At 66.2% G+C, this 23,555-nt stretch carries 22 protein-coding genes; 15 read left to right on the forward strand and 7 right to left on the reverse strand.

Going from position 1 to position 23,555, the window contains the following annotated elements:
- Positions 1-2: 2 nt before the first annotated feature.
- The 6 genes from A9D12_RS13605 (at position 3) to A9D12_RS13630 (ending at position 4,030) form a co-directional block, all read left to right on the forward strand.
- Positions 3-644, forward strand: a complete 642-nt coding sequence (locus A9D12_RS13605; RefSeq protein WP_068352769.1) for an MOSC domain-containing protein — start codon at positions 3-5, stop codon at positions 642-644.
- 136 nt (positions 645-780) lie between these two features.
- A complete protein-coding gene (locus A9D12_RS13610; protein WP_068352772.1) occupies positions 781-1,239 on the forward strand; it encodes a glycine zipper 2TM domain-containing protein in 459 nt (152 codons plus the stop codon).
- Positions 1,240-1,339: 100 nt separating this feature from the next.
- Complete coding sequence (locus A9D12_RS13615; protein WP_068352778.1) at positions 1,340-1,714, forward strand: glycine zipper 2TM domain-containing protein; 375 nt, start codon at positions 1,340-1,342, stop codon at positions 1,712-1,714.
- Between the two features lie 85 nt (positions 1,715-1,799).
- On the forward strand, positions 1,800-2,591 hold the full coding sequence (locus tag A9D12_RS13620; RefSeq protein ID WP_068352782.1) for an SDR family oxidoreductase: 792 nt from the start codon (positions 1,800-1,802) through the stop codon (positions 2,589-2,591).
- A gap of 13 nt (positions 2,592-2,604) precedes the next feature.
- Positions 2,605-3,288 (forward strand): cytochrome b/b6 domain-containing protein, encoded by a 684-nt coding sequence (locus A9D12_RS13625; protein WP_068352784.1) that lies wholly within the window; start codon positions 2,605-2,607, stop codon positions 3,286-3,288.
- Positions 3,281-4,030 carry a molybdopterin-dependent oxidoreductase gene (locus A9D12_RS13630; protein ID WP_068352787.1) on the forward strand — a complete coding sequence of 250 codons (750 nt, stop codon included), beginning with the start codon at positions 3,281-3,283 and terminating at the stop codon, positions 4,028-4,030. The genes A9D12_RS13625 and A9D12_RS13630 overlap by 8 nt, the downstream gene beginning before the upstream one ends.
- Here A9D12_RS13630 and A9D12_RS13635 read toward each other — a convergent pair.
- Positions 4,027-4,467: a DUF1801 domain-containing protein gene (locus tag A9D12_RS13635; protein ID WP_068352790.1), complete on the reverse strand. Its 441-nt coding sequence runs from the start codon at positions 4,465-4,467 to the stop codon at positions 4,027-4,029. The two genes, A9D12_RS13630 and A9D12_RS13635, sit on opposite strands and share 4 nt — an antisense overlap.
- Before the next feature lie 87 nt (positions 4,468-4,554).
- On the opposite strand from A9D12_RS13635, the gene A9D12_RS13640 reads away from it, so the two are divergent.
- Positions 4,555-5,781: an SAM-dependent methyltransferase gene (locus tag A9D12_RS13640; protein ID WP_068352793.1), complete on the forward strand. Its 1,227-nt coding sequence runs from the start codon at positions 4,555-4,557 to the stop codon at positions 5,779-5,781.
- Here the strand turns inward: A9D12_RS13640 and A9D12_RS13645 are convergent.
- Positions 5,778-7,139: an acyltransferase family protein gene (locus A9D12_RS13645; protein WP_082925568.1), complete on the reverse strand. Its 1,362-nt coding sequence runs from the start codon at positions 7,137-7,139 to the stop codon at positions 5,778-5,780. The two genes, A9D12_RS13640 and A9D12_RS13645, sit on opposite strands and share 4 nt — an antisense overlap.
- Before the next feature lie 173 nt (positions 7,140-7,312).
- On the opposite strand from A9D12_RS13645, the gene A9D12_RS13650 reads away from it, so the two are divergent.
- Both A9D12_RS13650 and A9D12_RS13655 read left to right on the forward strand, forming a co-directional pair.
- Positions 7,313-8,533, forward strand: a complete 1,221-nt coding sequence (locus A9D12_RS13650; protein ID WP_068352799.1) for an argininosuccinate synthase — start codon at positions 7,313-7,315, stop codon at positions 8,531-8,533.
- A gap of 239 nt (positions 8,534-8,772) precedes the next feature.
- Complete coding sequence (locus A9D12_RS13655) at positions 8,773-9,324, forward strand: septal ring lytic transglycosylase RlpA family protein (RefSeq protein ID WP_082925569.1); 552 nt, start codon at positions 8,773-8,775, stop codon at positions 9,322-9,324.
- Positions 9,325-9,438: 114 nt separating this feature from the next.
- Here A9D12_RS13655 and A9D12_RS13660 read toward each other — a convergent pair whose 3' ends face one another.
- From A9D12_RS13660 to A9D12_RS13680, 5 genes are all read right to left on the reverse strand, one after another.
- Positions 9,439-10,074, reverse strand: a complete 636-nt coding sequence (locus tag A9D12_RS13660) for a hypothetical protein (protein WP_068352802.1) — start codon at positions 10,072-10,074, stop codon at positions 9,439-9,441.
- Between the two features lie 274 nt (positions 10,075-10,348).
- A complete protein-coding gene (gene uvrA / locus A9D12_RS13665; protein ID WP_068352805.1) occupies positions 10,349-13,246 on the reverse strand; it encodes an excinuclease ABC subunit UvrA in 2,898 nt (965 codons plus the stop codon).
- A 420-nt stretch (positions 13,247-13,666) separates the two neighbouring features.
- Complete coding sequence (locus A9D12_RS13670) at positions 13,667-14,407, reverse strand: ABC transporter ATP-binding protein (RefSeq protein WP_068352808.1); 741 nt, start codon at positions 14,405-14,407, stop codon at positions 13,667-13,669.
- On the reverse strand, positions 14,407-15,408 hold the full coding sequence (locus A9D12_RS13675; protein WP_068352812.1) for a FecCD family ABC transporter permease: 1,002 nt from the start codon (positions 15,406-15,408) through the stop codon (positions 14,407-14,409). The genes A9D12_RS13670 and A9D12_RS13675 overlap by 1 nt, the downstream gene beginning before the upstream one ends.
- On the reverse strand, positions 15,405-16,262 hold the full coding sequence (locus A9D12_RS13680) for an ABC transporter substrate-binding protein (RefSeq protein ID WP_068352815.1): 858 nt from the start codon (positions 16,260-16,262) through the stop codon (positions 15,405-15,407). Before A9D12_RS13680 ends, A9D12_RS13675 begins: the two co-directional genes overlap by 4 nt.
- Positions 16,263-16,486: 224 nt before the next feature.
- On the opposite strand from A9D12_RS13680, the gene A9D12_RS13685 reads away from it, so the two are divergent.
- The 6 genes from A9D12_RS13685 to A9D12_RS13710 all read left to right on the forward strand — a co-directional run bounded on the left by A9D12_RS13685 (position 16,487) and on the right by A9D12_RS13710 (position 23,503).
- Positions 16,487-17,566 carry a cell wall hydrolase gene (locus tag A9D12_RS13685; protein ID WP_231889640.1) on the forward strand — a complete coding sequence of 360 codons (1,080 nt, stop codon included), beginning with the start codon at positions 16,487-16,489 and terminating at the stop codon, positions 17,564-17,566.
- Positions 17,567-17,697: 131 nt separating this feature from the next.
- A complete protein-coding gene (locus A9D12_RS13690) occupies positions 17,698-18,039 on the forward strand; it encodes a hypothetical protein (protein WP_068352818.1) in 342 nt (113 codons plus the stop codon).
- A 270-nt stretch (positions 18,040-18,309) separates the two neighbouring features.
- Positions 18,310-19,272 (forward strand): malate dehydrogenase, encoded by a 963-nt coding sequence (mdh, locus tag A9D12_RS13695; protein WP_068352821.1) that lies wholly within the window; start codon positions 18,310-18,312, stop codon positions 19,270-19,272.
- Between the two features lie 16 nt (positions 19,273-19,288).
- Positions 19,289-19,735: a hypothetical protein gene (locus A9D12_RS13700; RefSeq protein WP_156522892.1), complete on the forward strand. Its 447-nt coding sequence runs from the start codon at positions 19,289-19,291 to the stop codon at positions 19,733-19,735.
- A 10-nt stretch (positions 19,736-19,745) separates the two neighbouring features.
- Complete coding sequence (gene sucD / locus A9D12_RS13705) at positions 19,746-20,636, forward strand: succinate--CoA ligase subunit alpha (RefSeq protein WP_068352827.1); 891 nt, start codon at positions 19,746-19,748, stop codon at positions 20,634-20,636.
- A gap of 71 nt (positions 20,637-20,707) precedes the next feature.
- Positions 20,708-23,503, forward strand: coding sequence for a 2-oxoglutarate dehydrogenase E1 component (locus A9D12_RS13710; RefSeq protein WP_068352831.1), 2,796 nt, complete (start codon positions 20,708-20,710; stop codon positions 23,501-23,503).
- Positions 23,504-23,555: the final 52 nt, after the last annotated feature.

Below are 23,555 nucleotides of genomic sequence, written 5' to 3' on the forward strand. Positions count from 1 at the left end.
CCATGGACAGCTGGACGATCGAGGCGGTCTGCACCGGCACCGCGCGCCCCTTCAACGGGGCAGAAACCAGCGCGATCGCCAAACGGCCGCGCGACGGGATGGTCCAGGTGCTGACCGATGGCCTTGCCCCCGATGAACAGGCGGACCGCCGCGTGCATGGCGGACCGGACATGGCGGTGCATCTCTACCCGCTCGATCATCATGCCTGGTGGCGCACCATCATCGGCGATCACCCTGCGCTGGATGAGCCCGGCGGGTTCGGCTCGAACCTTGGCGTGACGGGTCTTTGCGAAGACGCGGTGCATATCGGCGACCGGTTCCGGCTGGGCACCGCGCTGATCGAGGTCAGCCAGCCGCGCCAGCCCTGCTGGAAGATCGACCATCGCTTCGGCTGCAAGGGCATGGTTGCGCGAATCGTCGAGACGGGGCGCACCGGCTGGTATTTCCGCGTGCTCGAACAGGGCGAAGTGCAGGCAGGCGACCGACTCGAAAGGATCGCGTCCGGGCACCGGGAATGGAGCGTCGCCCGGGTGTTCCATGCGCTGATCGCGGGGCAAGGGTCGCCTGAGGAATTGGCCCGGCTCGCCGATTTGCGGGCGCTAGCAACGCGCTTGCGCGACAAGGCCTCAGCCAAACGCAGCTGAGCCACGGTTCATCGCGAATGGGGCCAAGCTGAACAAAAACTGCTGTTTCCTGACCACATCGTTCAGCTGACGTTCTTCCTAGCTGAACGAAAAGGGGGTCGCTCCCACGCAAGGGGCCGCCACAAGGACAATGACAATGAAGAACCTCGCCCTGCTCGCCGCCACCGGAACCATGCTGGTCACCGCGCTTCCCGCGCAGGCGGCCGTCCTTCCGGCCGCGCCCGCCCCCATCGCTGCCGGTTACACCAGCACGACCGCAACATTCGATCAGACCGCCGAGTATGATCGCCGCTGGCATGACCGCCGCTATCGCGACGGCCGCGGCTATCGCTACGACGACCGTCGCTACGACGACCGCCGCTATGCCGAACGCCGCCTGTCGCGCAACGACCGCGTGTGGCGCGGTAACGACGGCCGCTACTACTGCCGCCGCGACAACGGCACCACCGGCCTGGTCGTAGGCGCCGTCGGCGGCGCGCTGCTCGGCCGCACCATCGATACCCGCGGCGACCGTTCGCTCGGCACTCTGCTCGGTGCGATCGGTGGCGGTCTCCTGGGCCGTGAAGTCGACCGCGGCGAAGCACGCTGCCGCTAAGGCGTGGCGGGGGTGAGACGAGTTCGCACATCGCTGGAACTTGCCGCCCCCGCCTCCGCTTCTACCCTTCAGACAGCAGGCAACCGAAAGGACAACTGCCATGAAGAAAATCGCTCTTATCCTCGCTGCCGGCGCGATGACGCTGCCGCTTGCGACCCCGGCCATGGCCGACCCGCCCCGTCACGCAAAGGCATGGGGCAAGCGCGCGCAGCAGGCCCGCATCTATGATGATCGCGGCCGCTATTACGAACCGCGTCGCCTGGCGCGCGGTGACCGGGTGTGGCGTGACGGCAACCGTTACTATTGCCGCCGCGACAATGGCACCACGGGCCTCGTGATCGGTGCCGGTGTCGGCGCGCTGCTCGGCCGCACGATCGACACCCGCGGTGACCGTTCGGCAGGCACCTTGCTCGGCGCGATCGGTGGCGGTCTGCTCGGCCGCGAGATCGACCGCGGTGAGCTTCGCTGCCGCTAAGCCGATTGCTTGAACGTCGGAAATCGCGCGCACGTCCCCCTCTCCCCGATTGTCGCGCGCGGTTCCGACTGTTAGCGCTGCTGTCATGGCCCCCTCCCCTGACAGCAGCGCACCGAATACCCCTCGCCCCGCCGTCCTCGTGACTGGCGGGGCGACGCGTATCGGGGCCGCGATTGTCCAGCGGTTCGCTGCGGCCGGATGGCACGTGGTGATCCATTACCGCAGCAGCGCAGGCCCCGCCGACGCGCTTGCCGCAACGCTGCCATCGGCCGAGACGATCGGTTTCGATCTGTGCGACGATGCGGCATCGGTCGCCGCCGTCACCGGTCTGGCTGCGCGACTGCCCGGATGGTGCTGCCTGATCAATTCGGCCGCCGTCTTCGATTACGACGATGCCGCTGCGCTCGATCCCGCGACATACCGCGAGGCGATGCAGGTCAATGCGCTTGCCCCCGCCAGGATCGCGCAGGCTTTCATCGCGCATTCCCGTTCCGCCGGCGTGCGCAGCGTGATCCAGATCACCGACATGAAGATCGCCAACACCAACCCCGATTTCTTCAGCTACACGATGGCCAAGCACGCGCTTTCCGCGACGATCGGGATGCTCGCCAAGGCGCATGGTGCAGGCGATGTGCGGATTTACGGACTAGCGCCCGGTGCGGTGCTCGCGAGCCATGACCAGAGCGAGGATGAAACCGAGATATCGCACCGGTTGAACCTGCTGGGGCGCAAGACCGGTGCCGACGAGATCGCCGAAACCGCGCTGTTTCTGGCGAGCGGCGCGCTGGCCAGCGGGCAGACCATCTTCGTCGACAGCGGGCAGCACTTGCTTGACCAGCCGCGCGATGTCATCTGGTTGGCACGCGGACAGGTTTGAGGGAGATCGACGCATGATCAGGCACGCGCTTTCGACCCGGTTGTGGCATTGGGTGAATGCTGTCGCGATCGTGATCCTGTTCATGAGCGGGCTGAACATTTCGAACGCGCACCGCTATCTTTACTGGGGCGACTATGGCTTCGATGCGAGGGACGCGTGGCTTTCGGTCGTGCGCTTTCCCGGCTGGGCGACGATCCCGCAATATTACAGCCTGGCGCTGGCGCGCGATTGGCACACGCTCGCGGCGTGGCCGTTCGCGGTGGGATTAATGTTCATCTGGATCGCGATGCTGGCAAACGGCCACTTCCGGCGCGACCTGACAACGCGCCGTTCCGACTGGACGGTGAGTGCGGTGATCGCCTCGCTCAAGGCGCACCGCGCCGATGGCGCGCAGGCCGCGGGCTATAATCCGGTGCAGAAAATCCTTTACGGCATCGTGTTCGGCGTGCTGCTGCCGCTTATGGTGTTCACCGGGCTTGCGATCAGCCCGGGCTTTCAAGCCGTGGCCCCGTGGCTGCTCGACGTGCTGGGCGGCAGGCAGAGCGCGCGATCGCTCCATTTCATCGCCGCCTTTGCCTTGTTCGGATTTGTCGTCATCCATCTGGTGCTGGCGCTGGCCGATTGGCGGTTGATCGTGAGCATGTTTACCGGAAAACCGGCCCACGCCCCCAAGCCCAAGGACGCGGCCAATGGTTGACCTTCCCCGCCGTTCGCTGCTCGCCGGGATCGCGGCGCTTGGTGCAGGGGCCTGCACCAAAATCAACGACAGCGCCGCCACGCGCAGCCTGTTCGAGGCGGCAGAGGACGGGCACCGCAATCTGCACCGCGCGCTCGCGGGCAAGCAGGGTCTGGTGCCCGAATATACCCGCGCCGAGCGTTCCCCCACGTTTCGCGGCAATGGGTCGGTCACCGTCGCCGATCCGTTCTACCGGTCGCAGCTTGCCAGCGGATTTCCCGATTGGCGGCTGGCGGTGACAGGACTGGTCGAGCAGCCATTGTCTCTGGACCTCAACCAGATCAAGGCGCTGCCCCAGCGCACCCAGATCACCCGTCACGACTGCGTCGAAGGGTGGAGCGCGATCGGCGAATGGCAGGGGGTGCCGCTCGCCGCGCTGCTCGATGCGGCCAGGGTGAAGCCAAGCGCGAAGTTCATCGTCTTTCGCTGTGCCGATGTGCTCTACGGGCGCGATTATTACGAGAGCATCGATCTGGTCGATGCCTATCACCCGCAAACCATTCTTGCGCACACGCTCAACGGCGAGGCCCTGCCCGAAAAGAACGGCGCGCCGCTGCGCATGCGGATCGAGCGGCAGCTGGGCTACAAGCACGCCAAATATGTCAAGGCAATCGAAGCGGTCGAAAGCTTTGCCGCCATCGGTCAGGGCCGCGGCGGTTTCTGGGAGGATATCGCCGGGTATCAGTGGTATGCCGGCATCTAGCCTTCGGGATAGAGCCGCTGCATCGCCGCCCAGTCGGCCGCGATGATCTCCTCGAGCACGCCCATGTCGATGTGGGCGAGCTTGTTCACATAAAGACAGCTTGCCCCCATCGCGTGCTTTCCAAGCCGCGTCAGCGCGGCATCGCGCTCGGCGCCGGTCGCGGGGTCGGCGTATCCGCCCATCAGATAGAGCGAATGTTTCGCCTTTTTCGGGCTGAAGCCTGCCCTCATCCAGTGCACTTGTCGCCCGCTGTCATAGGTGGTGCGATATTCGCCGTATCCGATGATCGAGGGCCCCCACATCTGCGGCGTCGCCCCCGTCACCTTCCTGAACAACGCGTCGAGCACCTGTGCTTCGCTGCGCTTGCCTGCCGGCTCGACGCTGGCGATGAAGTCGTCAACCGACGCGCCGGTGATGCCTGTCTTGGCCTCTGCCATGTCCCTCCTCCCGAACGGCACTGCGCCATATTGCGATCATCGCCGCCTGCGTTACCTTGCGCGGCAAATATCCGTGAAAGGAGCACCATGAGCAAGCCTCTCCTCGACCGCTTTTTGTCGCGCGCGGTAAAGCAGGGCCGCCTCGGCGTCGTCCATGCCGATGGCAGCGCAGCCACCTATGGCGCCGAAGCCGAGGGCTTTCCCGACATCGTCATCCGTTTCACCGATGCCGCGGTGCCGCGCGATATCCTGCTCGACCCGCGATTGGGCGCGGCCGAGGCCTTCATCGACGGGCGGCTGGTGATCGAGGAAGGCGATGTGATGGGCCTCGTCAGCCTGCTGCGCGCCAACAATCCGTGGGACAAGGGCGGCGATATCGGCAAGCCCAGCCCGCTAAAACGCCTGCTGGGCCGGGCGAGTTTCGCTGCCGAACAGATCAACAATCGTGTCGGCTCGAAGAGGAACGTCGCGCATCACTATGATATCGGGAACGATTTCTACCGGCTGATGCTCGATCCCGAACATTGGCAATATTCCTGCGCCTACTGGCCCGAAGGCGTGACGACGCTGGGCGAAGCGCAGGGGGCGAAACTGGCGCATATCGCGCGCAAGCTCAACCTGTCGCCCGGGCAGGATGTGCTCGATATAGGGTGCGGCTGGGGCGGGATGGCGATCCATCTGGCGCGCGAACACAATGTCCATGTCACCGGGATCACACTGTCGGAAGAACAGGCCGCGCTCGCCCGCACGCGGGTGCGCGATGCGGGGGTGGCGGACCGCGTCACGATCCTGCTCGAAGACTATCGCGACACCGCGGCAAGCGGGCGCCGGTTCGACCGGATCGTTTCGGTCGGCATGTTCGAACACGTCGGCCGCGCGCAGTTCGACACCTTCTTTGCCGCCTGCGCCCGGATGCTGGCCGATGACGGGGTGATGCTGCTCCACACGATCGGCCGGTTCGGCGGGCCGGGCACCACCGATGCCTTCACCCGCAAATACATCTTCCCCGGCGGTTACATCCCCGCCCTGTCCGAGACGCTGGCAGCGTCGGAGAAATACCGCCTGATCGCCGCCGACGTGGAAACGCTGCGGTTGCATTATGCCCGGACGATCCACGCCTGGTATGCCGCCTGTCTCGCCAACCGCGAGGCGATCGTGGCGATGTATGACGAGCGCTTTTTCCGGATGTGGATGTTCTACCTCGCGGGCGCGGCGACCGTGTTCGAGAACGGCGGGATGGGCAATTACCAGATCCAGTATGTCCGCAGCCGCCACGCGCTGCCGATCACGCGCGATTACCTCTACCCCGCTTAGGCGACCTCGTTGGCATCGGGGCGCTGGCGCGGGAAATAGACCGGGCCGAACCCCATCAGCGCCGCCCCCACCAGCGGCAGCGCGATCACCCACCAGCGCACGCCCGACACGCCTTCGGGGCTGGCGATCGTCAACCCCGCCGTAGCGCCCAGCCCGGCGCAGATCGCGAGCACGCCCAGCACCGCGCGTAAGCGCGGCACCGTGCGCCCGCCGCGCACCGGGCCAAAGCTGCGCTCATGCCGCGCAAAGATCGCGATCAGCGGCAAGAGCGCGATGACATAGATCACGATCCAAAGCGGCCGTGTCACCCACCACGGCCCCGTTCCCGGCACCGGCTCCAGCCCCCAGCCGCCCAGCAGCAACCAGTCGGCCGCCATCACCAGCACGAAGGCGGTAAGGTGCCAAAGGAACACCGTCATGATCATCCCGTTCATCAGCACGGTCGCGGTCCAGACACGCACGCTCTCGAGCATCCGCCGCCCCGCTGGTTCAAGCGCGAGCACCAGCCCCACCTGCATGCACCCCAGCGCGAACAACGCGAGGGTCGGCGGAAGCGAATTGGAAAAGCCGTCGGGCGCGGACACCATCGAGACGGGGTAGAAGCCGTAGACCGTGATCGCGACGAGGATCGCCAGCGACACTGCGAACCAGCCCCAGGCGAACCATTGTCTGCCGAACCTGCCCGCACGCCACGCAAAGCCGAGCTGGTGCAGGCCGATGAACACCCAGAGGAAATTGGCAAAACCGATCCACGGCACATCATGCACGAACCGCAGCCAGTCGGTCACCATCGCCAGCGGCACGAACAGTGCGAAGCTGCCCCAGCCGAGCCGCGTCCACAATCGCTGCGCCAGCGGGGTGAAAGCGGTGACCAGCAGATAGACCGCAAGGAACCACACCGGGATCAGCGCCGCCTCGGTCGCCATGCGCACCTGCGCGCGCGGCAGCCCCGCCTGCGTCATCGCCAGCGCGAGCGCCGCCCACAGCAGCAGCACGGGGAAGGTCGGCGTCACCAGTCGCTGCACGCGGCTTGCCAGCCAGTCGCGATAGACGCCGGGCTGATCGGGCGCAGCCTTGGCGGTGGTCGCTGCCCAGCTCACCTGATTGGCATAGCCGCCGACAAGGAAGAACACCGGCATCACCTGAAAGCCCCACGTCAACCAGTGCGCCCACGGCGCGACGGTGAGGAGATCGCCGCGCTGCAACTGCCCGTCCGCGCCGACATACAGGCCCGCCATCATCCAGTGACCCACCACCACCGCCATGATCGACACCGCGCGAAGGAAATCGACCCAGCGGTTGCGTTCCGGCGGGGTCATTTCGGCCAGTTCACGCGCCTTGCTCCACATTCTCAGCATGGGTTCCCCAGTGTTCCAGCCGCGATCCGGCCACCTCGTCCCGCCTTATCAGCCCTTTGGTAAAAAGAGCATGGCCGCCAACGGCCCTTCCCCCGCAAAGATTGGCCGATTGCCCCTTTGCCCCGGCGCTGATAGGTGGCCGCGCACTTTCCCATCCCAAGGAACCCTTGCTCATGGCCCAGCCTCAGAAAGTCGTCCTCGCCTATTCGGGCGGTCTCGATACCAGCGTCATCGCCAAGTGGCTGAGCGTGGAGCGCGGGCTCGAGGTCGTCACCTTCACCGCCGATCTGGGTCAGGGCGAGGAAATCGAACCCGCCCGCGCCAAGGCGCGCGCGATGGGCATTCCCGACGATCACATCTTCATCGAGGACGTGCGCGAGGAGTTCGTGCGCGATTTCGTCTTTCCGATGATGCGCGCCAATGCCCGCTATGAAGGCGACTACCTGCTCGGCACCTCGATCGCACGCCCGCTGATCTCCAAGCGGCTGGTCGAGATCGCGCACCAGACCGGCGCCGATTTCATCGCCCACGGCGCGACCGGCAAGGGCAACGATCAGGTTCGCTTCGAGCTTTCGGCCTACGCGCTTGACCCGGACATCAAGGTGATCGCCCCCTGGCGCGAATGGGACCTCACCAGCCGAACGTCGCTGATCGCGTGGGCCGAGGCACATCAGATCCAGGTGCCCCGCGACAAGCGCGGCGACAGCCCGTTCTCGACCGACGCGAACCTGCTCCACACCTCGTCGGAAGGCAAGGTGCTGGAAGATCCGTGGGAAGAGACGCCCGACTACGTCTACAGCCGCACGGTCAACCCCGAGGACGCGCCGGACCAGCCCGAATACATCACCATCGATTTCGAGAAGGGTGACGGCGTCGCCCTCAACGGCGCGGCGATGAGCGCCGCCACGCTGCTCGCCGCATTGAACGACCTCGGCCGCAAGCACGGCATCGGCCGGCTCGATCTGGTCGAGAATCGCTTCGTCGGCATGAAGAGCCGCGGGATGTACGAGACCCCCGGCGGCGAGATCTACGCCCGCGCGCACCGCGGGATCGAGCAGATCACGCTCGATCGCGGCGCGGCGCATCTCAAGGACGAGCTGATGCCCAAGTATGCCGAGCTCATCTACAACGGCTTCTGGTTCAGCCCCGAACGCGAGATGCTGCAGGCGGCGATCGACCATAGCCAGGACAAGGTGACCGGCACGGTCCGCCTCAAGCTCTACAAGGGCCTCGCCAGCGTCGTGGGCCGCAAGTCGCCCTACTCGCTCTATTCCGAAGCGCATGTCACCTTCGAGGATGATGCGGGCGCTTACGATCAGAAGGACGCCGAAGGGTTCATCAAGCTCAACGGCTTGCGCCTGCGCCTGCTGTCGCGCCGCAACCGCGACGCTTGACCGCTTCTGTTGCGATAAGGCGCGGTCGTGCGCCTTGTCGCACAGCGGTTTTCGCGCCGGAAAGGCTCCGATCGTTCGAGTCGCCAAGCGAAAACGGCGGGAATTGTTCCACGCGATCACACTTCGCCTCAACAGCTCGTCGCATTTCCGAGACAGGTCAACCTTCAGTCGAAGTCTCCCGCCGATGAAATTCTAACCTGGTTTGCCATCGCTCGCGCGCTCCGCTTAACCGCGTCGCCATGCGGAACCAAGATCGCACCCCGGGCAACCAGACCCGCAAGACCGCCCATCGCAACATCGCTGCGCTGCTCGTCGCAGGCGCGTTCGGGGTTGCCCCGCTCGCGGCTTCCTTCGCCGCAGCGCCGGAACAGGGCCCGCAGGTGCAACCCGTTGCCAGCGCCGCTGCGGTCGAGATGGTCCCGCTGACCACCGTCGCCGAACTTCCCGCGCCGGTCGCGCAAACCGCCGAGGCCGCGCCTTCCGCCCCGCGCGAAAGCATCGTCGGACGCGGGAGCGCATCCTATTACGCCGCGCATTTCAACGGCCGCCGCACCGCCAGCGGCGAGCGGTTCGACAACGCCGACCTCACCGCCGCACATCGCACCCTGCCCTTCGGCAGCCGCGTGCGGGTGACCAATGTCGCCAATGGCCGCAGCGTGGTGGTGCGGATCAACGACCGCGGCCCCTTCACCCGCGGGCGCATGATCGACGTCAGCCGCGCCGCTGCCGACCAGCTGGGCCTTGTCGCGCGCGGCCACGGCGATGTCGAACTGGCGCTGATCGCGGGCTGATCACGCCGTTAAGAGGCCCCGTCTCCGCCCCGCTCCGGTAACTTTCGCACAGGTGTTGGAGACACATGAGACACTGTCCAGGAGCGAAAAACCGGCCTGCCGCATAAGCCGGGTTCAACCGCCCGCCGCGCGCTCCGCAATGCCCGGGTCCGTGTCCGCGGCTTCGCCGTCGTCGAAATCCTCATCGTCATAATCGTCGTCCTCGTCCCACAGCAGGTCGTCGTCGTCGTCCTCGTCGTCCGCCTCCGCATCGTCCCATTCAACGGCGACCGGCGGTTCGCGCAGGCGCGCCAGTCGTTCGTCGAACTCGGCCGCAACGCCGAACGTCCCGCCCGTCTTCTCCACCCGGTCGAGCCGCGCCAGATGCGCCAGCAGCAGCCGCGTGTCGAAGCGCGTGCGCGTCGCCACTTCCTCGCCGTGGTAGAACACCACCTCCTGCACCCCGTTCAAGGCGCGGTCGGCGAGCACCTCCTCGACCTGCGGGCGCGCGAGCACCAGCGCCGCATCCCACAATTGCCGGAACTCGGCGCAGGCACGCCGCAACCGGTAAAGATGCGCGCGGCTCATCCCCGCCTGCAAGGCCGCCGCGCGGACATTGCCCCATTGCGCGAGCGCCTCGATGAAAGTCGCCATGCCTTCGCGCGGCAGGGCATCGGGCAGCACCCCGCCATCGACCAGCGCACGCGCATCATCGGGCGCCGCCGCGCTGTCGGCAGAGGTCGGCAGGTTTTCGGATAGCTGATCGGACACGGCACCACTCCTCAGGCATGACGCACCGCACAGGGGCGCGAAGGGCGGCGAGGATATCAGCGGGCAACAAGAGTAGGAAAATGGAGATTGGGGGGCCGCAAGCCGGCATCAGCAGCCCCGCGCGCGGGGCGATGCCCGACGGACTGCGCCTGGCCATTCGGGGACGCACGGCATCGCGTCCGAAAATCGGGCACCCGTCGGCAATCGCGATCTTGCGGGTTTCATCGCCTCCCGACGACAATGCCCCTCCCGCAAAGCCGGAAGGGGCAGGCGATCACCGCACCAGCAACGGCGCCAGATACTGACCCGTGAAGCTGCGCGGCTCTTTCACCACGGTCTCGGGCGTGCCGACCGCGACAATCTCCCCGCCGCGCACCCCGCCTTCGGGGCCGAGATCGATGATCCAGTCGGCGGTCTTGATCACGTCGAGGTTGTGTTCGATCACCACCACCGAATTGCCGCCCTCCACCAGCCGGTGAAGCACTTCGAGCAGCTTGCGCACGTCCTCGAAATGCAGGCCGGTGGTGGGTTCGTCGAGGATGTAGAGCGTTTGGCCGGTGCTGCGGCGGGCGAGTTCCTTGGCGAGTTTCACGCGCTGCGCCTCGCCGCCTGACAGCGTGGTCGCCTGCTGGCCGACCTTGACGTAGCCGAGGCCGACTTCGTTGAGCATCCGCATCTTCTCACGGATCGGGGGGACGGCCTTGAAGAATTCTTCCGCGTCCTCGATCGTCATGTCGAGCACGTCTGCGATCGAGTGGCCCTTGAACTTCACCTCGAGCGTTTCGCGGTTGTAACGCTTGCCGCCACATTCCTCGCAGGTGACATAGACGTCGGGGAGGAAGTGCATCTCGATCTTGATGAGGCCGTCGCCCTGGCACTTCTCGCAGCGGCCGCCCTTGACGTTGAAGCTGAAGCGCCCGGGCTTGTACCCGCGCGCGAGGCTTTCGGGGAGGCCGGCGAACCAGTCGCGGATCTGGGTGAAGGCGCCGGTGTAGGTCGCGGGGTTGGAGCGCGGGGTGCGGCCGATCGGCGACTGGTCGATTTCGATCACCTTGTCGCAGTGCTGGAGACCCGTAATCTCGTCATGCGCGCCCGCGATCACCCGCGCGCCGTTGAGCACGCGCGACGCGCCCGCCTGCAAGGTGTCGATCGTGAGCGAGGATTTGCCGCTACCCGATACGCCGGTGATGCAGCAGAAGGTGCCGAGCGGGATCTTGGCGGTGACGCCCTTCAGGTTGTTGGCGCGCGCGTTCTTGACCACGATGTGCTTGCCATTGCCCTTGCGGCGCTTGGCCGGAACGTCAATCTTGCGCTTGCCGGTGAGGTAATCGGCGGTGAGGCTGCCCTTGGCCTTGAGGATCTGTTTCAGTGAACCTTGCGCGACGATCTGCCCGCCGTGGACGCCTGCGCCGGGGCCCAGGTCGACGATATAATCGGCGGTGCGGATCGCATCCTCGTCATGTTCGACCACGATCACTGTGTTGCCGAGATCGCGCAGCCGCTTCAGCGTTTCGAGCAGCCGGTCGTTGTCGCGCTGGTGGAGACCGATGCTCGGCTCGTCGAGCACGTAGAGCACGCCCGAGAGGCCCGAGCCGATCTGCGAGGCGAGCCTGATGCGCTGGCTCTCCCCGCCCGAAAGCGTCCCGCTGGTGCGGTCGAGATTGAGGTAATCGAGACCCACATTGTCAAGAAAGCCCAGCCGCTCGTTGATTTCCTTGAGGATTGCCTTGGCGATCTGGCTTTGCTGCGCGGTCAGTTGGTCGTCGAGCGCAAGGAACCACGCCTTGGCATCCGACACGCTCATCGCCACCGGGGTGGCGATATCAGTGCCGACGATCTTGACGCTCAGCGCCTTTTCATTGAGCCGCTTGCCGCCGCAGGTCTCGCAGGCTTGCGCGGTCTGATATTTGCCCAGTTCCTCCTGCATCCACGCGCTTTCGGTCTGGAGCAGGCGGCGGTTGAGGTTGCCGATCACGCCCTCGAACGCCTTGTGGACGGTGTATTCGCGGCGGCCATCCTTGAACGTCAGCGGGACGGGCTTGCCGCCCGTGCCGTAGAGGATGATGAGCTTCTGTTCGCCCGACAGATCCTTCCACGGCGTGGTAAGATCGAAGCCGAAGGCCTTGGCGAGACTTGCCAAAACCTGCATGTAATAGGGCGACGGCGGGTTCGACTTGGCCCAGGGCACGACCGCGCCCTGTTTTAGCGTCAGTGCTTCGTTGGGGACGACCAACTGCGGGTCGAACAGCATCTTCTCGCCGATCCCGTCACATGCGGGGCATGCGCCCTGCGGTGCGTTGAAGGAGAACAGGCGGGGTTCGATCTCTTCGATCGTGAAGCCGCTGACCGGACAGGCGAATTTTTCGGAGAAGACGATGCGGTTGGCCGGCAGGCCTGCGCCCTTCATCGCGCCGCCGCCTGCGCCCTCATTCTCGCGCCCCGGCACCACGCCATCGGCGAGATCGAAATAGGTCAGCCCTTCGGACAGCTTGAGCGCCTGCTCGAAGCTTTCCGCGAGCCGGGTCTGGACACCATCCTTCACCGCGATGCGGTCAACCACGACTTCGATGTCGTGCTTGAACTTCTTGTCAAGCGCGGGTGCGTCCTCGATCGGGTAGATTTCGCCGTCGATCCGCACGCGGGTGAAACCCTGGCGCTGCCATTCGGCGATTTCCTTGCGGTATTCGCCCTTGCGGCCACGCACCACGGGGGCGAGCAGATAGCCGCGCGTGCCTTCGGGCAATTCCATCACCCGGTCGACCATCTGGCTGACGGTCTGCGCGCTGATCGGCAGGCCGGTCGCAGGCGAATAGGGCACGCCCACGCGCGCCCAGAGCAGGCGCATGTAATCGTAGATTTCGGTGACGGTCGCCACGGTCGAACGCGGATTGCGGCTCGTCGTCTTCTGTTCGATCGAGATCGCCGGCGAAAGCCCGTCGATATGCTCGACATCGGGCTTCTGCATCATTTCGAGGAACTGGCGCGCATAGGCGCTCAAGCTCTCGACATAGCGGCGCTGGCCTTCGGCATAGATCGTGTCGAAGGCGAGGCTCGACTTGCCCGATCCGGACAGGCCGGTGACGACGATCAGCGCATCGCGCGGCAGATCGATATCGATACCCTTGAGGTTGTGTTCGCGCGCGCCGCGCACGCTGATGGTCGTAAGGCTCATGGGGATGATCTGTTCCGGAAATGTTCGCGTGGGTCAAGGGCGGCGCGCAATCGCTGGCCGTGCAGAAAGTGGCAGATGGGGATGCGGTGGCCTGCCTGCAACACGCGAAGCGGGTGCGGGGTTCCGTTCCTGCGGTTTGCAGCGGCGCTGCAGCCATGTCCGGCGATTGCCCGCTGCCTGCCACGTATCTGACGCAAACCTGTAGGGCAGATTTTTTCGCGCTGGTTTACAGCGCACTACGTAAGACTACAGAAATTCTGAAGTCGCCAAAAGGGGTATTTCGGGCCAGTTTGGCTTCACCACTTCGAGGCAACGGCCGGGTCCCTTCGAGGGTCGCAACCTGGCCCCTGCGGAAGAGTACGTGGGGGGTCGTGCACGGCGGGCGGAGCTTATTGGGGAAGCTTCCCCGCCGGTTTTGATTCACACCCCGGTCACCAGCGCAGCTACGCCCCCATCGCGCACCCATCTTGCGCGAACGCCCCACACCTGCGCGATGATTTCGGGCGTGAGGGCATGCCCGGGCGGCCCAGCCGCGACAAGCGCGCCGTCCTTCAAAACCAGCACGTGATCGGCGTGGTTCATCGCCAGCGCCAGATCGTGCAGCACCAGCACCACCCCCTGCCCCGCCTGGGCGCAGGCCCTGAGATGCGCAACAAGCGCGAGTTGATGCGCCAGATCGAGCGCAGCGAGCGGTTCGTCGGCGAGGATCCAGCGCGGCTCACCGGCAAGCACGCGGGCAAGCAGGACGCGTGCGCGCTCGCCCCCCGACAGCCGGCTGACAGGGCGATCGCGCAGCGCCTGAAGATCGAGAGCGGCAATCGCACCTTCGATCGCGGCGGTGCCCGCATCGCCCCACGGCAACCGGCCCAGCGCAACGAGGTTTGCGGCCGCGACATCCCAGGCAATCTCGGCGCCTTGCGGCAGATAGCCGAGCTGCTGCGCCCGGCGGCGCGGCGGCAGGCTGGAAAGCGGCTCCCCGTCGAGCGTCACCGCGCCCGCGGCCGGCGCGATCAAGCCGGCGAGCGCGAGCAGCAGCGAGGATTTGCCCGCGCCATTGGGCCCGACAATCGCGGTGATCCGCGCGGGCGGCAGATCGGCGGAAAGCTCACGCACCACCGCACGCCCGCCGCGCTGCACGGTGAGGTTGTGCGCTGCCAGCATCACACCCTCCCCCGCCGCATGCCGATCAGCAACCAGCCGAAGAACGGCGCGCCGACCAGCGAAAGCGCGATCCCCAGCCGCAGTTCGGTGACCATCGGCAGGATCCGCACGATGCTGTCGGCAGCGAGCACGAGGCATCCGCCCGCGAGCCCGCTCGGCACGATCAGGCTCGATGGCAGGCGGTCGGTCAGCGGGCGCACCAGATGGGGCACGATCAGCCCGACAAAGCCGATGATGCCGGCCACCGCCACCCCTGCCCCCACCGTCAGGCCGACACCGACAACCAGCAGCAACAGCAACCGCCGCGGATCGACGCCGAGCGAGCGCGCCGCCTCCTCGCCCAGCGTCAGCGCATCGAGACTGCGCGCGGCGAAGGCCAGCACGCCGATCCCTGCAATCGTCAGCGGCGCAGCGATCATCACTTCGCGCCACGACCGGTCGGTCAGCGCGCCGTTGAGCCACATCACGATTTCGGACAGCGCAAAAGGATTTGGCGCCAGCGTGATCGCGAGCGCGGTCAATGCGCCCGCAAGGCTCGCCAGCATCAACCCGGCGAGCGTGAACAGCGCGATCCCGCCTCCCGCGCCGCCGCTGCCATCGGCCACGGTGCGCCCGGCGATCAGCGCCAGCGCCGCCATGCCCAGCCCTGCGCCAAGTAGCGCGAAAACCGGCAGCGACCATGCCGCCCATGCCGGACTAAGCAGCGGTGCGGCCCAGAAGCTCGCCACCGCGCCCAGCGCGCTGAGCGGAGCGATCCCGAACAGGCCGGGGTCCGCGAGGGGATTGCGTAGATAGCCCTGCATCGCCGCCCCCGCCGCGCCCAGCCCTGCGCCGATCATCACCGCCAGCACCGCACGCGGCGCGCGCAGCTCGGCAAGGATCAGCCATGTGTTGCCTGGCTCGCCAAGATCGAGCGGCGCAATCCATACCCGCCCGGCAAGCAGCGACATTGGCACCATAACCGCGAGAAGAGCGGCGAATACAAGGCTCGCACGGTTCATGGTGTCAGCCCTGCACGGATCGCATTGAGCCTCGCGCCAAGGTTCACGATCGTCCGCCCGCCGCAATAGAGCAGGCCGGGGGCAAGCGGGGCGACCGCCGTATCGGTGAGGTCGGCGAGCAAGGGATGGCGCTGGCCTGCGCTGTCGCCCGCGACAAGCAGCACTTCGGGCGGGTAGGCAAGGATCGTTTCGAGCGCGGCAAAATCGGCCTGACCCAGCCCCATCGCCGCGGCATGATTGGCAAAACCCTTGCGCCGCAGCATGTCGGCCACCAGCGTGGCATCGCCCGGCACGATCTCGCCCGGTTGCCACAGCAGCGCCGGGATCGGGCGCCCGCCACGATCGGGTTCGGCCGCCGCGGTCATGTCGCGCACCAGCATCTCGCCCGCGCGCCTGCGGCCTGCAACCGCAGCGACGGCGCGCACCTGCGCGATGCTTTCGGCAACCGAAGTCGGGCTGCCGAATGTCTCGACCTTCAATCCTGCGCGTTCGAGCGCGGTGCGGGTCGGCTGCGGCAGGTAGATCGAAGCAAGCACCAGATCGGGCCGCAAGGCGATGATTTCCTCGGCCGTGCCACCGGTCACGCCGTAGCGCGCAGCGACGCCCGCCGGGATCGAGCTTGATCCGGTATCGCGGCTGTAATGCGACAGCGCCAGCACCTGCGCTGGCGGCGCGATTTCGGTGAGGATCGCATCGAGGCAGGGATTGAGGCTGACAATTGTGGGATGCGCCGGATCGCGCGGCGGCGGCGCGGAAACTCCTTGGGCGCAGGAGGCGAGCCCAAGCGCGAGCAGGATGAACGCGCCAACGCGGCCCCCCTGCCGCAGCCCTTTGGTGATGCAATTGCGTGTCATGTCCCGTCCGCCACGGCGTTAGGGCGGCGGCGCAATGATCGCAACGGGATAAGCGTGGCGCGCAGGCTGTCCATAAACGGGACGCCCGGGTTCCGCGCGCTCGCAGCCGGTGGTGCGCGCGCGTAAGCGGGCAGGCAGTCATGCGCGCCCGCCCAACCCTTTTTGTCGATTCCACCGGCACTGCCTCGCCACGCGCCGGGCGGCGCCGGACGACGCGTGCCGCCTTGGCGGAATTTTTCGCGCGGCCCTGGGGCAAGCGGCTGGGCGTGCTGCTCGCGGCGATTACCGTGCCCGCGATGGCAGCCAGCGGCGGCGTCGGCTCGCTGCCCGGCCCCGCGATCGAAAGCACCGCGGCGCTCGCGACGCGTCAGGCGGCGGCCGCTGCGTTGCCGTTCGAGCGGCCGGGGATGAGCTTTCCGGGTTCGGCCTATTACTACATGGCTGATCCGGCGGGCACCGCACTGGTCGCGCTACCGACCGACAACCCGCTCGCCGCGGGCGCGGAAAGCGGGCGCGAGCTTGGCGCGCTGATCGATGTCGGCGCCGCGGCGCGGCCGTTCTATGCGCCCGGCTCGGGGATCACGCATCTGCGCGCTGCGGAATGTCTGGCGCAGGCCGTGTGGTACGAGGCCGCAAGCGAAAGCGAGGCGGGTCAGCGCGCGGTTGCGCAGGTCGTCCTCAACCGCGTGGCACACCCCGCCTGGCCATCGAGCGTGTGCGGCGTGGTCTATCAGGGCTCGCAGCGGTCGACCGGCTGCCAGTTCACCTTCACCTGCGATGGCAGTCTGGCGCGCCGCCCAAGCGGGCTGAGCTGGGCGCGCGCGCAGCGGGTCGCGGCCGAAGCGCTGTCCGGCAGCGTCTATGCCCCCGTCGGGCTCGCCACGCATTATCATACGCTCTGGGTCAATCCCTACTGGGCCCCGACGCTCGACCATATCGGCACGATCGGCGCGCACCGGTTCTACCGTCCGCGCGGGGCCAGCGGACAGCCGGGCGCCTTCACGGGCAGCTATGCCGGGTTCGAACCCGTCGTCTTCGGACGCACCACCCCGCCGCCCGCCGATCTGTCGGCGAGCGGCGCGGGCGCAGTGCCTGCGACATTGCCGGGCCGTCCGGTGATCGCTTACGATCCGGCGTTTGCCGCTTTGCCGAAATCGGGGCCGCGGGGCAACGACAGCCAGCCCGCCGCAGCGCCTGCCGCGCCGCCGAGCGAGGCGGTGACCGGAACCGGCGCAGTGCGTCCCGAATATGCGCGCGCAGGCCAGTGGAAGGCCCAGCCTGCAGCATCCACGCCTGCCGACTGACAGCGCGCACACAGGGTTAACCCGTTGCAAACCTTGTTGTCACACCAAGCCTTCAAGCGGGTGCGGTAACAAGCCTGCCAACCCGCCGCGCGCCCTTGGCGTTGGCCCAAAAGCAGGATCGCCCCCACGCCATGTCCGTCCGTTTCGCTTCCGCCAACCACCCCGTCCGCCGGCTCGGCTGGCGCGCCGCAGGACGCGGGCTGATCGCCCCGGCGCTCGCGCGTGCCGCCAACGACAACTTGCTGCCGATGGCCGACAACGCCGCGCCGCTCCACCGGTTCGACCCGCTGCTGATCGAGGCGCTGCGTCACTTTGCGGTGCATGGCCTTGCCGCGGCCCATGCCGCCAGCGATGGCGCGCGCGATGCGGTGCGCCGCGGCGACTGCGGTGATAAGGATCACTGGCTCGCAATCACACGGATGTTCGATCCGCGCCTCGCAAACCGCGCGCGCCGCGAGCTTGCACCGGCATGAATGCGCGGCTGCCCTAGCGGAAGGCGGGATACGTTGTTTCCCTGATGGGACGAGTTGCGGGGATTAATGCAACTGCGAACTATTTGCAAAGATAGTTGGCTGTGCTGCCTTTTTGGCGGTTGCATTCCCATTTTGAGCGGCCTACCGCGCACCTTGTAACGGGTGCCCAGCCGCTTGGGACGAGGGCAGGCACCAGCGCCTTGGCCATGTCTGTCTGGCGCGCACCTCCACAACTTCGTCCCGCTGGATCAGGGAAGGAAGTTTCGAACAATGGCCCGCAAGAAGATCGCCCTCGTCGGCGCCGGCAATATCGGCGGCACGCTCGCGCACCTCGCAGCCTTGAAGGGCCTGGGCGATGTCGTCCTGTTCGACGTGGCCGAAGGCATTCCGCAGGGCAAGGCACTCGATCTCAGCCAGTGCGGCCCGGTCGAGGGCTTTGACGCCAGCATCACTGGTTCGAACGACTATGCGGACATTGCCGGCGCTGACGTGGTGATCGTTACCGCAGGCGTTGCGCGCAAGCCCGGCATGAGCCGCGACGACCTGCTCGGCATCAACCTCAAGGTGATGAAGGCGGTCGGCGAAGGCATCCGCGACAATTGCCCCGACGCTTTCGTGATCTGCATCACCAACCCATTGGACGCGATGGTCTGGGCGCTGCGCGAGTTCTCGGGCCTCCCCGCCAACAAGGTCGTCGGCATGGCGGGCGTCTTGGACTCGGCGCGTTTCGCCACCTTCCTCGCGTGGGAATTCGGCGTCAGCGTCAAGGACGTGAACGCTTTCGTGCTCGGCGGCCACGGCGACACGATGGTGCCGGTGCTGAGCTACTCGACGATCAACGGCATCCCCGTGAAGGACATGGCCAAGATCAAGGGCATTTCCGAAGACCGCTTGGGCGAAATCGTCCAGCGCACCCGCTCGGGCGGCGGCGAGATCGTCGGCCTGCTCAAGACCGGCTCGGCCTTCTATGCGCCCGCCACCAGCGCCATTTCGATGGCCGAAGCCTACCTCTACGACCAAAAGCGCATCCTCCCCTGCGCAGTGCAGGTTGACGGCAAGTATGGCGTCGACGGGCTCTATGTCGGCGTGCCCGTCGTGATTGGCGCGAACGGCGCGGAAGAGGTGATCGAGATCAACCTCACCGACGAGGAAAAGGCCAACCTCCAGGTCAGCGTCGACGCGGTCAAGGAACTGCTCGACGCGTGCAAGGCGCTGGATAGTAGCCTTGCCTAAGCTGTTCCTGCCTGCCGTGATCGCCGCCGCAGTGCTGGGGTCTTCTGCTAATGCGCAGGAAGACCCCTCAGCGTTGGTGCGGGCGATGGAGGGCGCAACCACCTGCGTCCTCGCGGCAGGCAAAAAGGGCGCGGACCGTTCGAAATTCGACGGCAGCGCCGAATGGGAAAAGCAGGACGATGGCAGCTATCTTGCCGCTAAAGGCCTTCCTGTGAAGGTCACCTTCCCGGCTGATCCTGATGGCATCTCGCGCATTTGCGTGGTCGAAGCCACACTGCCGTCGCAGAATCAGCAGAAGCAGATGCGCACCGCCTTCGAGGCGCTGCTCAAGAAAAAGCCGATCGAACAGAAGGACAGTCTGGTCTGGATGTTCGGCGGCGGCAGCAATGCCCGCGGCCTTCAATTCTTCACGGACAAGATGTCCGATCAACCCAAAATCCGCCTCATAGGCGCCGCCTTCTAGGAGCAACTGAATGAGCATCCTCGTAAACAAAGACACCAAGGTCATCACGCAAGGTATGACCGGCAACACCGGCACCTTCCACACCCAGGCCGCGCTCGATTACGGGACGCAGATGGTCGCGGGCGTGACGCCGGGCAAGGGCGGCACCACCCATATCGGCCTGCCGCAGTTCGACACCGTGCGCGAGGCCAAGGAAGCGACCGGCGCGACCGCGAGCTGCATCTACGTCCCGCCGCCGTTTGCCGCCGACGCGATCTGCGAGGCGATCGATGCCGAGATCGAGCTGATCATCTGCATCACCGAAGGCATTCCGGTGCTCGACATGGTCCGCGCCAAGCGGGCGCTGGCAGGCTCCAAGTCGCGTCTCATCGGCCCCAACTGCCCCGGCGTGCTGACCCCGAATGAATGCAAGATCGGCATCATGCCCGCCAACATCTTCAAGAAGGGCAGCGTCGGCATCGTCTCGCGCTCGGGCACGCTCACCTATGAAGCCGTGCACCAGACCACGATGGCGGGCCTCGGCCAGACCACCGCGGTCGGCATCGGCGGCGATCCGGTCAACGGCACCAACTTCATCGACGTGCTCGACCTGTTCCTCGACGATCCGGAAACCGAGAGCATCATCATGATCGGCGAAATCGGCGGTTCGGCCGAAGAAGAAGCCGCTGCCTTCATCAAGGCCGAAGCTGCCAAGGGCCGGAGCAAGCCGATGGTCGGCTTCATCGCCGGGCGCACCGCCCCTCCGGGCCGCCGCATGGGCCACGCGGGCGCGATCGTCTCGGGCGGCCAAGGCGGCGCCGAGGACAAGATCGCGGCGATGGAAGATGCGGGCATCCGCGTCAGCCCCTCGCCCAGCCTGCTCGGGGAAACCCTTGCCGCGATGCTGAAAGAAAACGCCTGAGTAACCGAATAACGGCCCCTCGCCCGCCACGGGCGGGGGGCCATCCTTCCTCCTCCCCGGGAGTCCCCGCCATGGGCAACGAACCGCAGAATTTTCTCCCCGCCTTCACCGATCAGGAAGGCCCGCAACCCGGCCCGTCCTGGGCCAAGCGCGGCTGGCTCGACACGCTGGCCGACAGCACGTCCGACCTCGTGTCCGCCATGGACCCGACCGAGATGACGCTCGCGGTCGCCAAGGCGGCAAAGGATGCGGGCAAGGCGGCCGATCCGGCAGCCATCGAAAAGGCCGCCAAGCTGTCGATCGCGGCAATGACGCTGGTGCGTCTCTACCGTGTGCGCGGGCACATGGCGGCGGATCTCGATCCTTTGGGCCTCAGCAACCGCGAAGGCCCGGCTGACCTCACGCTCGAATGGCACGGGCTTGCGGGCAAGGAGAACGAGGAAGTCTATGTCGGCGGCGTGCTCGGCATGGAATGGACCACGGTGGGCAAGCTCCACCAGCGGCTGCGCGAAGTCTATTGCGGCAAGGTCGGCCTCGAATACATGCACATCGCCGACACCGAGGAACGCCGTTTCCTGCAGGAAAAGTTCGAAAAGCCGGGCGAAACCATCCAGTTCACCCCCGAAGGCAAGAAGGCGATCCTTGCCGCAGTGCTGCGCGGCGAAGGCTACGAGGAATTCCTCGCCAAGAAATATGTCGGCACCAAGCGCTTCGGCCTCGATGGCGGCGAAGCGATGATTCCGGCGCTGGAAGCCGTCATCAAGCACGGCGGCAGCGCGGGCGTGCGCGAGATCATCTACGGCATGGCCCACCGCGGCCGCTTGAACGTGCTCGCCAACGTGATGGCGAAACCCTACCGCGTGATCTTCCACGAATTCTCGGGCGGCTCGGCCAACCCTGATGATGTCGGCGGCAGCGGCGACGTGAAGTATCACCTCGGCACCTCGACCGACCGCGAGTTCGACGGGATTTCGGTGCACATGAGCCTTGTGCCCAACCCCTCGCACCTCGAAACGGTGAACCCTGTGGTGCTGGGCAAGACCCGCGCGCAGCAGGCGATCCGCGACGACTTGAAGAAGAAGGAACAGGTGCTCCCCGTGCTGATCCACGGCGATGCCGCCTTTGCGGGTCAGGGCGTGGTGTGGGAGAGCCTCTCGCTGTCGGGCGTGCCGGGTTACGACACCGGCGGCTGTGTGCACTTCATCATCAACAACCAGATCGGTTTCACCACCTCGCCCAAGTTTGCGCGGTCTTCGCCCTACCCCAGCGACGTCGCCAAGGGGGTGATGGCGCCGATCCTGCACGTCAACGGCGACGATCCCGAGGCCGTGACCTTCGCGTGCAAGCTCGCGGTCGAATACCGCCAGACCTTCCACCGCGATGTCGTGATCGACATGTGGTGCTACCGCCGCTTCGGCCACAACGAAGGCGACGAGCCCAAGTTCACCCAGCCGGTCATGTATGATCGCATCCGCGCGCACCCCAAGGTCAGCGTCGCTTACGAAGCGCGGCTGGTGAAGGAAGGCGTGATCGAACCCGGCACGCGCGAACAGATCGCCGCCGAGTTCACCGCACTGCTCGAAGAGGAATTCGAAGCGGGCAAGAGCTACAAGCCCAACGAGGCCGACTGGTTCGGTGGCCGCTGGAGCGGATTGAACAAGCCGGCCGATCCCGAAACCGCGCGCCGCTCGGTCGAGACCGCGATCGAACCCAAGACCTTCGATGCACTCGGCCGCGTGCTGACCGATGTGCCTGCGGATCTTGAAGTCCACAAGACGCTCGACCGCGTGCTGACCGCCAAGCGCGAGATGTTCGCGAGCGGCGAAGGCTTCGACTGGGCCACCGCCGAAGCGCTCGCCTTCGGCAGCCTGGTGATGGAAGGTTACGGGGTGCGCCTGTCAGGGCAGGATTCGGGCCGCGGCACCTTCTCGCAGCGCCATGCGGTGTGGGTCGACCAGAAGAGCGAGCGCAAATACGTGCCGCTCTCCACCCTGCCCCACGGCAAGTTCGAGGTGCATGATTCCACGCTGTCGGAATATGGCGTGCTCGGTTTCGAATACGGCTTTGCGATGGCCGATCCCAAGAGCCTCGTGCTGTGGGAAGCGCAGTTCGGCGATTTCGCCAATGGCGCGCAGATCATGATCGACCAGTACATCGCCAGCGGCGAATCGAAGTGGCTGCGGGCCAATGGCCTCGTGATGCTGCTGCCGCACGGCTATGAAGGTCAGGGACCGGAGCACTCCTCGGCCCGTCTGGAGCGCTTCCTCCAGCTGTGCGCGGACGACAACATGTGCGTGTGCAACATCACCACGCCCGCCAACTACTTCCACGTGCTGCGCCGCCAGATGCTGCGCAGCTTCCGCAAGCCGCTCGTCATCATGAGCCCCAAGTCGCTGCTGCGCCACCCGCTGGCCAAGAGCGCGAAGGCGGACTTCATGGGCGAAAAGCAGTTCCGCCGCATCCTTTCGGATACGAAGGACATCGCGGACGAGAAGGTGCGCCGTCTGGTGCTGTGTTCGGGCAAGGTCGCCTATGACCTGATGGAAGCGCGCGATGCGGCGGGCAAGGACGATGTCTCGATCGTGCGGATCGAACAGCTCTTCCCCTTCCCCGGCGATCCGCTGGCGCTGCGCATGTCGCGCATGACGAACCTTCAGGAGGTCGTGTGGTGCCAGGAAGAACCGCGCAACAACGGCGCATGGTTCTTCGCGGGCGAACGCATCGAGGAATCGCTGACCGCTGCCGGGCATAAGGGCATGCGCCCGACCTATGCCGGGCGCGATGCATCGGCGTCGCCCGCGACGGGGCTCGCCAGCCGCCACAAGGCCCAGCAGGAAGCGCTCGTCGCTGCCGCACTGGGATTGTAAGCGCCCGCGCCCTTCATCACATCAGATACCAGCAAGTTTCAGGAACCCGTTC

This window comes from Erythrobacter neustonensis (assembly GCF_001663175.1).
GTDB classification, from domain to species: domain Bacteria; phylum Pseudomonadota; class Alphaproteobacteria; order Sphingomonadales; family Sphingomonadaceae; genus Erythrobacter; species Erythrobacter neustonensis.

Coding starts and splice junctions, on each gene's coding strand:
- A9D12_RS13605 (WP_068352769.1), top strand. CDS start 3: ATGGACAGCTGGACGATCGAGGCGGTCTGCACCGGCACCGCGCGCCCC.
- A9D12_RS13610 (WP_068352772.1), top strand. CDS start 781: ATGAAGAACCTCGCCCTGCTCGCCGCCACCGGAACCATGCTGGTCACC.
- A9D12_RS13615 (WP_068352778.1), top strand. CDS start 1,340: ATGAAGAAAATCGCTCTTATCCTCGCTGCCGGCGCGATGACGCTGCCG.
- A9D12_RS13620 (WP_068352782.1), top strand. CDS start 1,800: ATGGCCCCCTCCCCTGACAGCAGCGCACCGAATACCCCTCGCCCCGCC.
- A9D12_RS13625 (WP_068352784.1), top strand. CDS start 2,605: ATGATCAGGCACGCGCTTTCGACCCGGTTGTGGCATTGGGTGAATGCT.
- A9D12_RS13630 (WP_068352787.1), top strand. CDS start 3,281: ATGGTTGACCTTCCCCGCCGTTCGCTGCTCGCCGGGATCGCGGCGCTT.
- A9D12_RS13635 (WP_068352790.1), bottom strand. CDS start 4,467: ATGGCAGAGGCCAAGACAGGCATCACCGGCGCGTCGGTTGACGACTTC.
- A9D12_RS13640 (WP_068352793.1), top strand. CDS start 4,555: ATGAGCAAGCCTCTCCTCGACCGCTTTTTGTCGCGCGCGGTAAAGCAG.
- A9D12_RS13645 (WP_082925568.1), bottom strand. CDS start 7,139: ATGCTGAGAATGTGGAGCAAGGCGCGTGAACTGGCCGAAATGACCCCG.
- A9D12_RS13650 (WP_068352799.1), top strand. CDS start 7,313: ATGGCCCAGCCTCAGAAAGTCGTCCTCGCCTATTCGGGCGGTCTCGAT.
- A9D12_RS13655 (WP_082925569.1), top strand. CDS start 8,773: ATGCGGAACCAAGATCGCACCCCGGGCAACCAGACCCGCAAGACCGCC.
- uvrA (WP_068352805.1), bottom strand. CDS start 13,246: ATGAGCCTTACGACCATCAGCGTGCGCGGCGCGCGCGAACACAACCTC.
- A9D12_RS13670 (WP_068352808.1), bottom strand. CDS start 14,407: ATGCTGGCAGCGCACAACCTCACCGTGCAGCGCGGCGGGCGTGCGGTG.
- A9D12_RS13675 (WP_068352812.1), bottom strand. CDS start 15,408: ATGAACCGTGCGAGCCTTGTATTCGCCGCTCTTCTCGCGGTTATGGTG.
- A9D12_RS13680 (WP_068352815.1), bottom strand. CDS start 16,262: ATGACACGCAATTGCATCACCAAAGGGCTGCGGCAGGGGGGCCGCGTT.
- A9D12_RS13690 (WP_068352818.1), top strand. CDS start 17,698: ATGTCCGTCCGTTTCGCTTCCGCCAACCACCCCGTCCGCCGGCTCGGC.
- mdh (WP_068352821.1), top strand. CDS start 18,310: ATGGCCCGCAAGAAGATCGCCCTCGTCGGCGCCGGCAATATCGGCGGC.
- sucD (WP_068352827.1), top strand. CDS start 19,746: ATGAGCATCCTCGTAAACAAAGACACCAAGGTCATCACGCAAGGTATG.
- A9D12_RS13710 (WP_068352831.1), top strand. CDS start 20,708: ATGGGCAACGAACCGCAGAATTTTCTCCCCGCCTTCACCGATCAGGAA.